Origin of the sequence: Blautia sp. OF03-15BH (assembly GCF_003463065.1) — a bacterium.
GTDB lineage: Bacteria > Bacillota > Clostridia > Lachnospirales > Lachnospiraceae > Limivivens.
In genome coordinates this window covers 483,607-496,684 of sequence record NZ_QSCM01000001.1, presented here as the reverse complement: position 1 = coordinate 496,684, position 13,078 = coordinate 483,607, and the positions used below count along the sequence as shown (strand labels likewise).

12 protein-coding genes are annotated in these 13,078 nt (G+C 45.4%); 9 read left to right on the top strand and 3 right to left on the bottom strand.

Features of this window, described 5'->3' with window-relative positions; all coding sequences use genetic code 11:
- The first annotated feature begins 7 nt into the window (after positions 1 to 7).
- The 5 genes from DXA57_RS02225 (at position 8) to DXA57_RS02205 (ending at position 4,922) form a co-directional block, all read left to right on the top strand.
- Positions 8 to 1,306 (top strand): AAA family ATPase, encoded by a 1,299-nt coding sequence (locus tag DXA57_RS02225; protein ID WP_117764261.1) that lies wholly within the window; start codon positions 8 to 10, stop codon positions 1,304 to 1,306.
- A complete protein-coding gene (locus DXA57_RS02220) occupies positions 1,303 to 1,842 on the top strand; it encodes a hypothetical protein (protein ID WP_117764260.1) in 540 nt (179 codons plus the stop codon). Before DXA57_RS02225 ends, DXA57_RS02220 begins: the two co-directional genes overlap by 4 nt.
- A 12-nt stretch (positions 1,843 to 1,854) precedes the next feature.
- Positions 1,855 to 2,922 (top strand): acyltransferase family protein, encoded by a 1,068-nt coding sequence (locus DXA57_RS02215; RefSeq protein ID WP_117764259.1) that lies wholly within the window; start codon positions 1,855 to 1,857, stop codon positions 2,920 to 2,922.
- A gap of 119 nt (positions 2,923 to 3,041) precedes the next feature.
- Positions 3,042 to 3,977: a dTDP-4-dehydrorhamnose reductase gene (rfbD, locus tag DXA57_RS02210; protein ID WP_117764258.1), complete on the top strand. Its 936-nt coding sequence runs from the start codon at positions 3,042 to 3,044 to the stop codon at positions 3,975 to 3,977.
- A gap of 15 nt (positions 3,978 to 3,992) precedes the next feature.
- The gene (locus tag DXA57_RS02205; protein ID WP_117764257.1) at positions 3,993 to 4,922 is read left to right on the top strand and encodes a glycosyltransferase family 2 protein; all 930 of its coding nucleotides are present in this window, start codon (positions 3,993 to 3,995) and stop codon (positions 4,920 to 4,922) included.
- Between the two features lie 57 nt (positions 4,923 to 4,979).
- On the opposite strand, the gene DXA57_RS02200 is transcribed toward DXA57_RS02205, so the two are convergent.
- From DXA57_RS02200 to DXA57_RS02190, 3 genes are all read right to left on the bottom strand, one after another.
- Entirely contained in the window at positions 4,980 to 7,064 is a 2,085-nt protein-coding gene (locus tag DXA57_RS02200) for a lectin like domain-containing protein (RefSeq protein ID WP_117764256.1), read from the bottom strand.
- A gap of 21 nt (positions 7,065 to 7,085) precedes the next feature.
- Positions 7,086 to 8,006, bottom strand: coding sequence for a nucleotidyltransferase family protein (locus DXA57_RS02195; RefSeq protein ID WP_117764255.1), 921 nt, complete (start codon positions 8,004 to 8,006; stop codon positions 7,086 to 7,088).
- A gap of 81 nt (positions 8,007 to 8,087) precedes the next feature.
- Positions 8,088 to 9,377, bottom strand: a complete 1,290-nt coding sequence (locus tag DXA57_RS02190; RefSeq protein ID WP_117764254.1) for a fibronectin type III domain-containing protein — start codon at positions 9,375 to 9,377, stop codon at positions 8,088 to 8,090.
- A 221-nt stretch (positions 9,378 to 9,598) separates the two neighbouring features.
- Between DXA57_RS02190 and rfbB the strand changes: the two genes are divergently transcribed.
- From rfbB to DXA57_RS02170, 4 genes are all read left to right on the top strand, one after another.
- Positions 9,599 to 10,681, top strand: coding sequence for a dTDP-glucose 4,6-dehydratase (gene rfbB, locus DXA57_RS02185; protein WP_117764253.1), 1,083 nt, complete (start codon positions 9,599 to 9,601; stop codon positions 10,679 to 10,681).
- 15 nt (positions 10,682 to 10,696) lie between these two features.
- Entirely contained in the window at positions 10,697 to 11,566 is an 870-nt protein-coding gene (gene rfbA, locus DXA57_RS02180) for a glucose-1-phosphate thymidylyltransferase RfbA (RefSeq protein WP_117764252.1), read from the top strand.
- 95 nt (positions 11,567 to 11,661) lie between these two features.
- Entirely contained in the window at positions 11,662 to 12,222 is a 561-nt protein-coding gene (gene rfbC / locus DXA57_RS02175) for a dTDP-4-dehydrorhamnose 3,5-epimerase (protein ID WP_117764251.1), read from the top strand.
- Positions 12,223 to 12,231: 9 nt separating this feature from the next.
- The gene (locus tag DXA57_RS02170; protein ID WP_117764250.1) at positions 12,232 to 13,056 is read left to right on the top strand and encodes an ABC transporter permease; all 825 of its coding nucleotides are present in this window, start codon (positions 12,232 to 12,234) and stop codon (positions 13,054 to 13,056) included.
- The last annotated feature ends 22 nt before the right edge of the window (positions 13,057 to 13,078 follow it).

Here is a 13,078-nt window from a genome sequence, read left to right as displayed (position 1 = left end):
ATGTGGCATGAATGAAATCTATATAGAAAATTTTGGACCTGTAAAGGAAGCAAGGGTTTCTTTGGAAAAACAAATGCAGCTTTTTATAGGAGCACAGGCGTCTGGAAAAAGTACTATCTGTAAAGTCGTCTATTTTTGTCAGAAAATCAGAGATTATACTTTGGATTTCTTGATGGATGCAAATCAGTTTACTTATAATCACGAAAATGAATATTACAGTCTTTACTTAAAATATCTGACCAGGCAGTTTATGGGATGCTTTGGAAAGACAACTCATATGCCACGATTTAAAATCACATATATATTTAATGATAAGAAAGTAGTAATACAATTAAATCGGGATGGTTATGTTCGTTTTCTGTTTGATGATTTTCTGAAAAAAAGCATACAGGGTCTTATTGATGAGTCAGCGAAAATGTATCTGGTTGATCTGAAAAGTAAGGAGATAAGCTCTGTTTTAGACAGCATGACGGCACTTGCTATGCTAAAAAAACAGATAAGCGCAAGACTTGAAAAACTGTTTGAGAATGACCGTGATATTGTTTATGTTCCGGCGGGCAGGAGTCTTTTGGCAATGATGTCAGAGCAGCTGCATGACTTTTCCATTGCAGATATGGATTTGACGATGCAGGAATTTATAACCTTGATCAGAAATACAAAAAACCGTTTTGGCAGTAAGATTCCCGACATTGTGAAAGAATATACAAAAACGGTCAGTGGTCAGATCAATAACAGCTCTCTGGATATGGCCTATGAGTTGATTCATGAAATTTTTAAAGCGGATTATACCAGCGAGACAGATGGTGAAAAAGTTTACTTTGATGAGTATCATTGGGTAAAACTTATGTATAGTTCTTCTGGACAGCAAGAAGTATTATGGATTTTAATGCTTTCTTTTATTTTTATATTGGAAAAGAGAAAATGCTTCTTTATAGTAGAAGAACCGGAAGCACATTTATTTCCTTTGGCCCAGAAGAAAGTTGTTGATTTACTGGCGTTAATGTCAAATTCGACGGGCAGCAGTGTGGTTATTACAACCCATAGCCCCTATATTTTGACTTCATTAAATATTTTACTGTATTCAGATAAGATAGAGACTCGCTTTAAAGGAAAAAACAGAACCGTTATTCCTAAAAGTTTACGGCTTTCCTTTGAAAAATTTGCAGCTTTTAAACTTACTAGTGAATCAGATGTTCCGATAAGTTTGATGGATTCGGAAAGTCACATGATAGATACAGATTATATTGATGAAGTTTCTTCGGTTACCAATAGAGAATTAGAAGAACTTATGGAGATGGAAGGATGAAATGTAGACATTTAACGGAATGTGTTGAGAGTCAGTTAAATGGAGAAAAAGTAAAAAAATGTGTCAATGATAGCAAAAACTGTATAACATCTTCAGATAAAAGGTCAAATGTGAAATGCGAGGAGAGAAAAAAGAAGTACATTCTTGAAAATACAAACAAGAATCATGTGATTTTGTATAAAATGGATGGTGGAATTATTTCTCTGGATAAATCAGTTGATGCAGGTCTTTGCAAGTGCGATTATCTGTTTGTTTTAAATACGGCGGCGAGAGATGCAGTACTGGTGGAATTAAAAGGGGTAGATATCGCACATTCTTTAAAACAGATAAATGGAGCATTGGAGCAGTTTAAAGACTTTTTCAAAACAACAGCGCATGTTTATGGAAGAGTTGTAGTTACATCGTCAACTCCTAATTTAAAAGCTAGTCCATCTTATGTAAATTTAAGAAAAAGATTAGAAAAAGAATTTCATGGTAACTTGAAGATTGCAGAAAAGCAATTAACAGAGAAAGATGTGGATCTTGCTAAAATATAAGGAAATAAAAAAATGGAAAAAGAAAGAAACCATCTAATCGATGCGATCAAGTGTCTGGCCTGTTTTGGCGTTGTCATGCTGCATATGCCTGCCGTAAAATTTCAACAAGAAATCATAGATATCCAGGATATGCTGGGACGTTGTGGTGTTCCTCTGTTTTTTATGATATCCGGTTATTTTGCAGCAAAGCATGTAGAAAAGGATCCGAGTAGCAGCAGATGGTTTTTTAAAAGAGCTGTAAAAATGCTGCAGCAGTTTGTGATTTTTGAACTGATTTTTCTTATATGCTATTGTTTGAACGGTTTTGCATCACTTGCGGAAACAGGTACTTTTTCACTCAATGGCGAGGCAATTTGGAAATTAGTAGTGTTTAATGTACCGTTATTTTCCGGGATTTTATGGTATTTATTGGCTTATGCTTATTGCCTGGTGATCTATGGCATAGCTTCTTATTTTAAAAGAGGTTACCATTTTCTTACTGCGATCTCTCCGGTACTGTTATTACTGTATTATCTCCTGGGAAAATATAGTGTGATTTTTTTTGATGCGAAATTACCGTACTATTGGAGCAGAAATTTTCTTTTTGCCGCAATCCCCATGTTTACCATAGGTTTTAACATGCCAAAGATAAATATCAAATGGCTGACTGATCGGACTATCATGGTATTCTCTTTTCTTTCAGTATGTTTGCTTTTTGCAGAAAGCATGGCCTTTCATGCGAATTCATCGATTCAGGGAGCAAATAATTATATTTTTAATACCGTGTTCGCATTTCTTGTGATATATTATGCGACTCATGATCCTCAGATTAAGGTTTCGGAAAATCATATTTTGGCAGTGATCGGAAGAAAGTATTCTTTATATATTTATGCGTTTCAGGGAATAGCAGCTAAACTTTGCTCCATAACAGTAAAACTGATCTTAAAGACGGATAAGAATGCAGGAACCTTTGCAATATCTTTTTATCATATTACAAAGCCCGTTTGCGTATTCCTGATGGGACTGCTGATGGCGTATGTCTATGTAAAAATGATAGAAATTTTGAATGCCCGTTTTACAAAGAAGGCTCTGATCCGATAAGAAATGTGAGACAGGATTTTCGGTAGTCTTGCGAAATGCTTACAGCTATAGTAAAATAAAAAGGATTTTGGAAGTTATTTAACGCATATAGAAAACTAAGAAAAAGGAGAATGAATATTATGAAGATTTTTGTGACAGGCGTCGGCGGACAGCTGGGCCATGACGTGATGAATGAACTGGAAAAAAGAGGCTATGAGGGCATTGGTTCTGATATCGCTCCGGAATACAGCGGAGCAGCAGACGGCAGCGCTGTGACGACGATGCCGTATGTCCAGCTGGATATCACGGACCAAGAGGCCGTGGAGAAGGCGCTGACGGAGATCAAGCCGGATGTGGTGGTACACTGTGCAGCCTGGACGGCCGTGGATCTGGCAGAAGATGATGACAAGGTGGAGAAGGTCCGCAAAGTCAATGTGACCGGAACCGAGAATATTGCTCTTGCCTGCAAGAAGCTGGATTGCAAGATGGTATACATCTCTACGGATTATGTTTTTGACGGAATGGGCACGGAGCCCTGGCAGCCGGACTGCAAGGCTTATAAACCGCTGAATGTTTATGGTGAGACAAAGCTTGGCGGAGAACTGGCTGTATCTGAAAATCTGGAGAAATACTTCATTGTCCGGATCGCCTGGGTATTTGGTGTGAATGGAAAGAACTTTATCAAGACCATGCTGAATCTTGGTAAGACACATGACAGGCTGACCGTTGTCTGTGACCAGATCGGAACCCCGACGTACACCTATGATCTGGCACGCCTCCTGGTGGATATGATCGAGACGGAGAAGTATGGTTATTATCATGCGACCAATGAGGGCGGTTACATCAGCTGGTATGATTTCACGAAAGAAATCTTCCGGCAGGCCATTGAACAGGGACATCCGGAATATGCCAAAGTAGAGGTAAAACCGGTGACAACCGCAGAGTACGGCGCTTCCAAGGCAAAACGTCCCTTCAACTCCAGACTGGACAAGAGTAAACTGGTGGAGAATGGTTTCCAGCCTCTTCCGACCTGGCAGGACGCACTTGGCCGTTATCTGAAGGAAATTGACTTTTAGAGAGGAACAGACAGGATGTTATCAATTGTAATCCCCGCTTATAATGAAGAGAAAATGATCTGGAAGACAACAGAGGTTGTGAGCGGGATTATGGAAAGAGAAAAAATACCTTTTGAGTTGGTTTTTGTAAATGATGGTTCCAGAGATCAGACCTGGGAAATGATCGAGAAAGCGGCAGAGAAGAATACGCATGTGACGGGGATCCGTTTTTCCAGAAATTTTGGTAAGGAATCTGCTATTTTTGCAGGTCTTGCCAATGCGGAAGGCGATTGTATCGCTGTCATGGACTGTGATCTGCAGCATCCGCCGGAGACTCTGGTGGAGATGTACCGTCTCTGGGAGCAGGGCTATGAAGTCGTAGAAGGCGTGAAAAGAAGCCGTGGAAAGGAAAGTGTTCTTCACAGAGCAAGTGCCGGGATGTTTTATAAGATCATGAGTAAAGCGGTGCAGATCGATATGTCCCGGGCTTCGGATTTCAAACTGATGGACCGGAAAGCAGTGGAGGCACTGCTCTCCATGCCGGAGAGAAATGCTTTTTTCCGGGCACTTTCTTCCTGGGTGGGATATCTGACGACCAGTGTGGAATTTGATGTGCAGGAAAGGACGGAGGGAGAATCCAAGTGGTCTACCTGGTCTCTGATCAAGTATGCGGTAAGGAATATTGTGGGCTTTTCGTCTGCACCTTTACAGATGATCACGGTGGCCGGTGTCCTGACGTTGTTTTTTGCGATCGTATTGGGAATCCAGTCTCTGGTAAAATATTTCTGTGGTCATGCTTTGGAAGGTTTTACCACGGTGATCCTGCTGCTTCTGATCATAGGAAGCCTGATCATGCTGAGTCTTGGGATCATAGGAATTTACATTGCAAAGATCTATGAGGAGGTCAAAGGAAGACCACGGTATTTTATTGCAAGAAAGATCAGCGGAAAGAAAAAAGACAATTAAAAAGGCGTCTCGCGTTCACCGGATGGATGAGCGTGAGACGTCTTTTTTCAGAAATAATTATTTTTGCCGGTAATAGCCTTTGGGTGAAGAAGAGTAACCGCAGACCCGTTTGTTGTTGACGGTGCGGTAGGCCTGTACCTTGTAATAATAAGCACTTCCTTTTTTCGGAAGATTTGTGAGATAGGAAAGGGTACGGCCGGAGGTGATGATCTTGATCCTCCGATAAGTACCATTTTTGCTGGTGCTGCGGTAAATGGAGTAACCGGTGGCTCCGTTGACTGCATTCCAGGTAATCAGCAGATTCTTTTTGTTGTTGGCTAAACGGATCTTCTTGATCGAAGGCGTTGCCGGGATCACGCGGACGCGGACCGTGTTGGAATAGCCGCTGTGGATCGTCGTGCTGCCTGAGGTTTTATAAGCACGGATCCGGTAGTAATAATTGGTTCCGGTCCGCCGTTTCGTATCGGTAAAACTGGTGCGTCTGGTGTTAAGGAGCCGTGTATAAGTACCGTTTGGTGAGGTGCTTCGATAGATTTTATAGCCGGTAGCACCGCTGACTGCTGTCCAGGAAAGATAAACGCTGTTGTAGCCCGGGCAGCGGTAGGTACGGATCCTTGGTGTGGAAATATTGACCGTTCCAGAAGAGCCGGAGCCGGTACCTGAAGTAGCGGCGGCAGCTGTGTCTTTTGTAAAGGCTTTGATGCGGGCCACGGCACTTTTGTTTCCGATTCTTGTCATATCCTTCCAGGTGCCGCTGCTTTTATAGAAGCTCTGACCTACGGTGGCGGAGGATTGAAACTGGATGCCTGCCGTGTTGGAAGTATAATCCACAAAGGTATCTACATAACTTTGACTTTTTCCGCGGAAGGTAAGGACAACGGAAAAGGTATCACCTTCCTGGAAGACCGGCTGGGTTTTCAGCGGGATTGTATAGTAACCGCTGTAGGTGGTACTTCCATACTGCTTGGAAGAAAACATGGCCGTTCCGCTTTCCGGTTCCCCGGGATCGGGGTTTTTGTAGACCTGGATGCTGTAGTAGACATCCGGAGTATAAAGGGCGAAGGAAATGGCCTTCAGCTGTTCTCTGCCGGACGGATTTCCACTGACGGTAAAAATATTTGCCAGACATTCTCCGTTGTCCAGATTCAGGGTGGAGGCACCAAAGGAACCGTCGTATTGATAATTATGATCATAATTATCGGCTTTTTCCAGATCAAAGGCATAGGAAAGAGCGTCTTTCCGGTTATTCAGCGTCTTATCTTCATAGGAAATATAGAAGTAACCGCCATCGCCGAAGCTGGTTCCATGGCTGTTTTTGGCGATCCAGGCACCGGGAGCCGAAGGGCGGCTGCCTTCGTTGAAATGATAGGCGGCATAATTATCATCCCAGCCGACCAGAGTTACGATATGGTTGTTGTAGGAAGCAACCTTGGGATAATAATAACTGCTGCTGTTGGAAAGATAACGGCTGTCATAATAAAAAGCAGAAGAAACGGCTCCATATTCCATGATCAGTTTTTTTACGCTGTTCAGATCTGCAGTGCTGACGAAACGGGCATTCTGAAGATGGGCAGTATCCTCGTAAGCCAGAGAGGAATTCAGAGAAGGAACCGTGGAAGCAGTTTCATAAGGAGCGATGGTTTCCGAAGCAGCACCTGCCCAGCTAGCCAGTTCAAACATGGTGAAGAGGTTGTTTCCACCGGATTCCAGATAGTTAGCGGCGGTAGCAGGGAGACTGACAGAGTCGTTTTTTGTATTGCCAAGAGGATCGGTGGGAGCGTGGAAGAAAAAGTAAGACAGATGAAGTTCGGAAAGATCAACAGAAGGGTCAGCCAGACCTTTTTTGATCAGGCTGGCTTCTCCGGCACCGAGAGCTCCAAAAGCCCAACAGGTTCCCCAGGGATTCTGGTTGCGGACGGGAGTGATCAGTCCCAGTTTGCGGGAATCATAACTCTCCGGAAGGGTACCATAGGAGCGGGAATAGGCATCCGAGGCTCCGTAGTCCGGGAGAGAGGGAAGCTCTGCAGAAGGCAGGGCAGAAGGAATATCAGCCGCAGAAACGGCAGTGCCTGCCAGAAGGCAGGCACCGGCCAGAATCAGTGCGCTGAGAACCTTGTGGAAAGAAAAAGAATATGTTCTCATAGTTCGCTCAGCTCTTTTCTGTCAGTTGTAAAGTTTTTCAGGGTAAACGCCGGCTTTGATCAACTCCTGGAAGGAACGGATAACGAAATCTTTGTCTTCTTTGTAAGTAACACCGAACCATTTGTCGTGGGTGGGCAGAACCGTTACATCAGCCTGTCCGCACTGGATCAGCTGATCCACGATGGTGGGAAGAAGATATTCGGCTTTGATATCACCGGGTTGGATCTGGCTTAAAAATTCCGGAAAGCCTTTTTCCAGAACGTTCAGGATGTCTGGGGTAAAGCCCCACATATTCATGGAAACGAGACTGTTTACGTCTACGGGAGTCAGGCTGCCTGCTCCATCAGGGACACCGGCACCCTCGGCGGTTTTGTAGATATCGTGGGTCTCCACGACATGGGTCAGATGGCCTCTTTCGTTGGCTTTGCAGATACCGCGGGTAACGGAACCGTTTTCGCTCAAGGTATTTCCGAGGATGAAGCCGGCCATACAATAATGGGCTTTGCCATCTTTGGGCTGTTCGGAAACGAGGAACTCATGGATTTTTCGGAAGCCTTCTTTTCCATAGTAGTCATCGGCATTGATCACGGCGAAGGGAATGTCCAGGGCCTTGCGGCAGGCAAGAACAGCCTGGCCGGTTCCCCATGGTTTTTTGCGATCTTCCGGGCAGGTGAAGCCTTCCGGGAGGTCATGCATATCCTGAAATACATAGGAAACGTCTGCAATCTTCTCCATGCGGTTTCCGATGACAGTATGGAATTCCTCTTCGATGTCTTTTCGGATGATAAAAACGATCTTGCTAAAACCGGCTTCCAGGGCATCGTGGATGGAATAATCCATGATGATTTCACCATTGGGTCCAACCGGAGCCAGCTGTTTGATGCCTCCTCCAAAACGGCTGCCGATACCGGCTGCCATGACAACTAATGCAGTATCTTTCATAACAGAAATTCTCCTTTTTTGAATGATTTTGCGGAAAATAGTTTCCGCTGTATATAAAAAAGCCGTGAGATACGGAATTTTTTACCAGAATTGAATGATGCCGGAAACATCGCCGTAAGCGCTGTCCCAGTCCTGATCCTTGGTCAGCCCTTTGATTTTTCCGCTGATGGTGATGGTACGGGCGGTATCAAAACGGCTGGTATCAGCCTTGAGCCCTTTGTTTGTAATGAAAGGATGGGTGTTCCAGATCCGCCCGGCATCGTATTTTCCGTTTTTCTTGATGCGGATGTTGCTGAACCTGGCGTTGACGCTGTCTCCGTTTAAGCGGGCAGAGCCCTCGATGCGAAGCGCAATGTCCTCCTGGTTGGCCAGCTTTTTATTTGTGGTTTTTCCGACCCGGACACCGTCTACATAAAACTCACAGAGACCGTTTTTACGGATCGTGAGCATCAGATGAAAGGTCTTATTGCGGGCCGCGTAGCCGGTGCGGAAGTATTCCTGGTCACCGGGGCTGTTGGAAATCACATTTTCTACAATGAAAGTGGTCTCATTTGTGTAGGGAGGGATACCGAATTCATCGAACTGGATCCCGAAGCTGACGGCGGAAGTCGGCGTACAGGCCACGAGCTTGGCGTGGTAGCCGCTGCCGGTTCCGGTGAGTTTTACATCGGCCTCGATGGAATAAGAGGAAGCTGTATTCTCAATGGACCGATATCCCGAACAGGTCCGCGTGAGGCCGGTCTTGCTGTAGGTACTCCGGACACCGGCGGCTACCGCCTGAACCGTGTAGCTGTAGGTTTTGTTTTTCTGGACGTTATAATCTGTATAGGAAAGGATCGAAGCGTCCAAAGGTGTTTTTGTCACCTGCACAAATCTGCCACCGCTGGTTTTCCGGTAAACAAGGTAACCGGTAGCATTGGTAGCTTTCTTCCAGGTAAGCTTCAGTGCGTTGTTCGTGTAGATGAGGCTGTTAAGCTTCGGCTGGGAGGGACGGGCTGCCAGAGTTCTGGTTGCCGTTTTTTTCTGACTTGTCTTTCCGTTTTTCACAGCGGAAACCGCATAGGTATATTTTCCGCCGCCCGGAGCAGTCCGGTCGATCCAGGAGGTCACGGTACCTTTGACGGTGGTGAGCTTCCGGTAGGAGCCGGAACCGGCTCTTCGATAGATGATATAGTGGTCCGCACCGGCAGTCTTCGTCCAGCGAAGCTTCACATAGCCTTTTTTTACTGTTGCCTGGAGTTTTTTTGGAACGGAAACGGTGGCTTCCGCAGCTTTTGCCGGACCTGCGCCGAAATCCGGATTACCGGATAAGGGACAAAGGGCAGCGGTAAAAAGAAGCAGGGAAGCGTAAAAATTTCTGACTTTTTTCATAATGTCTTCCTCCTTGACATAGATATATCCAGTCTATCATATTTGCTGAAAACTGTAAACCGGAGATGAAAAAACGGACAAAACGGACAAAGAAACGGACAAAACAGACAAAGAAACGGACAAAAACGGAAAAACAGTCCACTGGGGCTTGCTGATGGACAGGAAATTTGATATAATATCCCAAAAGTCTGCACAAGTGCAGAAAAAACAGGAGGAAAACAATGAAAACTTATTTGGTTACCGGTGGTGCCGGATTTATCGGATCCAACTATATCCATTATATGTTTAAAAAATACGGCGACACCATCCGCATCATCAATGTGGATTGCCTGACCTACGCAGGTAATCTGGAGAATCTGAAGGATATCGAGGAGAAAGAGAACTATACCTTTATCAAAGCGGATATCTGCGATGGAGAGAAGATGATTCAGATTTTTGAGGAGAACGATATTGACCGTGTGGTTCATTTCGCAGCGGAAAGCCATGTAGACCGCAGCATCAAGAATCCGGACGTCTTTGTAAAGACTAACGTTCTGGGAACACTGAACATGCTGAATGCGGCAAAAAATGCCTGGGAGCTGCCGGACGGCACGTTCAAAGAAGGTAAAAAATTCCTTCATGTTTCCACCGATGAGGTGTACGGTTCTCTCAGCGAGGACGGCGGCTATTTCTATGAGACCACGCCCTATGCACCGCACAGCCCTTATTCCGCAAGTAAGGCTTCTTCAGATATGCTGGTAAAGGCATACATGGATACCTATCATTTCCCGGCAAACATCACCAACTGCAGCAATAACTACGGACCTTACCAGTTCCCAGAGAAGCTGATCCCGCTGATCATCAACAATGCCCTTCATGGCAAAAAACTGCCGGTATACGGCGACGGTAAGAACGTCCGCGACTGGCTCTATGTGGAAGACCATGCAAAGGGAATCGATATGGTACAGGAGAAGGGCCGTCTTTTTGAAACCTACAATATCGGCGGACATAACGAGAAACAGAACATTGAGATCATTCATATCATTCTGGATACTTTGCAGGAGATGCTTCCGGAGGGAGATCCGAGAAAAGCACTCGTAAGTGAGGATCTGATCACCTATGTGGAAGACCGGAAGGGTCATGACCGCCGCTATGCCATCGCACCGGACAAGATCAAAGCCGAGGTGGGCTGGTATCCGGAGACCTGCTTTGCAGAAGGGATCAAGAAGACCATCAAATGGTATTTCGAGCATGAAGACTGGATGGAGCGCATCACCAGCGGTGACTACCAGAAATACTATGAGGACATGTACAGCCATAGATAAAAGGAGTAATTACTTATGAAAGGTATTATCTTAGCCGGAGGCTCCGGAACACGTCTGTATCCGCTGACCAAGGCCATTTCCAAACAGATCATGCCGGTTTATGACAAGCCCATGATCTATTATCCGCTTTCTATCCTGATGCTTTCCGGCATCAGAGAGATCATGATCATTTCCACTCCGAGAGATCTTCCGGTATTTGAAGAGCTCTTGGGAGACGGAAAACAGCTGGGACTGGAGCTTTCCTATGCGGTTCAGGAGAGCCCGCGAGGACTGGCAGATGCGTTTATCATCGGAGAAAAATTCATCGGCGATGACCGTGTGGCACTGATCCTCGGTGACAATATTTTCTACGGACAGAGTTTTTCAAAGGTGCTTCAGAGTGTGGCTGCAAGAGAAGACGGAGCCACCATCTTTGGTTACTATGTAAGAGATCCGCGGGAATACGGCGTGGTAGAGTTTGACGAGAACGGAAAGGCTCTTTCCATCGAGGAAAAACCGGAGCATCCGAAGTCCAACTATGCAGTACCGGGACTCTATTTCTATGACAATGACGTGGTAGAGATCGCAAAGAATGTAAAACCCTCCGCAAGAGGTGAGATCGAGATCACCAGTGTGAATAATGAATATCTCAGAAGGGGCAAACTTCATGTAGAGACTCTGGGAAGAGGCTTTGCATGGCTGGATACCGGAAATCATGACTCCCTTCTGGATGCGGCTGACTTTGTGGCGGCCTTCCAGAAACGCCAGGGACTCTACATTTCCTGTATCGAGGAGATCGCTTACCGCAGGGGCTTTATCAATAAGGAACAGCTTCTGGAGCTGGCAAAACCGCTGATGAAGACCGCTTACGGCCAGTATCTGGTAGAGATAGCAGAAGGACTCTGAGAGCCTTCAGTGACCAGAAGGGACCAGGAGACTGGGACCTTCTGGTTTTCAACGTTATAAAGGAAAAATTATGATAAAATCAGGAGGACAAAAAAATGGGAAAAATTACAGTGGAAACTTGTGCAATCGAAGGTCTGAAGGTCATCACCCCTACTGTTTTCGGGGATGAGAGAGGTTATTTCATGGAAACCTATAATTATAACGATTATAAGGAAGCCGGTATTGATATGGAGTTCGTTCAGGACAACCAGTCCGCTTCCAAAAAAGGCGTGCTCCGCGGTCTTCATTTTCAGATCAATTACCCGCAGGACAAGCTGGTGCGCGTGGTTTCCGGTGAGGTTTATGATGTGGCGGTAGACTTGAGAAAAGGCTCCAAAACCTACGGACAGTGGTTTGGTGTCCTGCTTTCCGCAGAGAATAAAAAGCAGTTCTTTATTCCGAAGAATTTTGCACATGGTTTTCTGGTGCTCTCCGATTATGCGGAGTTTGTTTATAAGTGTACCGATTTTTATCATCCGAACGATGAGGGCGGACTTTCCTGGAAAGATCCGGACATCAACGTACAGTGGCCCATTCCGGAGGGCATGGAGCTGACCATTTCAGAGAAAGATCAGAACTGGGGTTCCTTCAGAGAATACCAGGAGAAAAATAAGTAGGAGAATCATATGCTGAAAGAACTGTGTACTTTGCCGTCTGCCTTGTATCGCAACCGGCGGCTCGTTAAAAAAATGGCAAAAAATGACCTGAAAAGCCGCTTTGCAGGTTCTTATTTCGGAACCGTATGGGCGTTTATACAGCCTATCGTGACGATTCTGGTCTACTATTTCGTGTTTGGCATCGCCATGCGGGGAGGAGCTGCTTCTGGAGACGGAACGCCTTTCGTCCTTTATCTGGTTTCTGGTATTGTTCCCTGGATGTATTTTCAGGAGGGGCTGATCAACGGGACCAATGCCTTTCTGGAATACAGTTATCTGGTAAAGAAGGTAGTTTTTGACATCAGTGTTCTGCCGGTGGTAAAGCTTCTTTCAGCTTTGGTCATCCATCTGTTTTTCGTGGCCTTTGCGATGATACTGTTTGCCTGCTATGGGTACTATCCGGACATCTATTATCTGGAAATTCTCTATTACATGATCTGTCTCTTCTTTTTGATCCTGGCTATCGTTTATACGACGAGCTCTGTCATCGTCTTTTTCCGGGATATGGGACAGATCGTCTCCATTCTTCTGCAGATCGGTGTCTGGCTGACTCCGGTTATGTGGGACCTTTCTTTCCTCAATGGTTATTCCTGGGGAAGCACGGTTATGCGGATCCTGAAGCTGAATCCGTTTTATTACATCGTTCACGGCTACCGGAATGCCTTTATCGAGCAGCGTTGGTTCTGGGAAGATAAGCTCCTGACCATATATTTCTGGGCATTTCTGATCGTGTGCTATGTGTTCAGCACCTGGGTGTTCAACCGGCTGAAAGGCCACTTTGCTGATGTACTGTAAGAGAAGAGCAGGAGGATGGATT

Bases quoted from the DNA above. Each gene is read 5' to 3' on its own strand.
- DXA57_RS02225 (WP_117764261.1), top strand. From the start codon at position 8: ATGAATGAAATCTATATAGAAAATTTTGGACCTGTAAAGGAAGCAAGG.
- DXA57_RS02220 (WP_117764260.1), top strand. From the start codon at position 1,303: ATGAAATGTAGACATTTAACGGAATGTGTTGAGAGTCAGTTAAATGGA.
- DXA57_RS02215 (WP_117764259.1), top strand. From the start codon at position 1,855: ATGGAAAAAGAAAGAAACCATCTAATCGATGCGATCAAGTGTCTGGCC.
- rfbD (WP_117764258.1), top strand. From the start codon at position 3,042: ATGAAGATTTTTGTGACAGGCGTCGGCGGACAGCTGGGCCATGACGTG.
- DXA57_RS02205 (WP_117764257.1), top strand. From the start codon at position 3,993: ATGTTATCAATTGTAATCCCCGCTTATAATGAAGAGAAAATGATCTGG.
- DXA57_RS02200 (WP_117764256.1), bottom strand. From the start codon at position 7,064: ATGAGAACATATTCTTTTTCTTTCCACAAGGTTCTCAGCGCACTGATT.
- DXA57_RS02195 (WP_117764255.1), bottom strand. From the start codon at position 8,006: ATGAAAGATACTGCATTAGTTGTCATGGCAGCCGGTATCGGCAGCCGT.
- DXA57_RS02190 (WP_117764254.1), bottom strand. From the start codon at position 9,377: ATGAAAAAAGTCAGAAATTTTTACGCTTCCCTGCTTCTTTTTACCGCT.
- rfbB (WP_117764253.1), top strand. From the start codon at position 9,599: ATGAAAACTTATTTGGTTACCGGTGGTGCCGGATTTATCGGATCCAAC.
- rfbA (WP_117764252.1), top strand. From the start codon at position 10,697: ATGAAAGGTATTATCTTAGCCGGAGGCTCCGGAACACGTCTGTATCCG.
- rfbC (WP_117764251.1), top strand. From the start codon at position 11,662: ATGGGAAAAATTACAGTGGAAACTTGTGCAATCGAAGGTCTGAAGGTC.
- DXA57_RS02170 (WP_117764250.1), top strand. From the start codon at position 12,232: ATGCTGAAAGAACTGTGTACTTTGCCGTCTGCCTTGTATCGCAACCGG.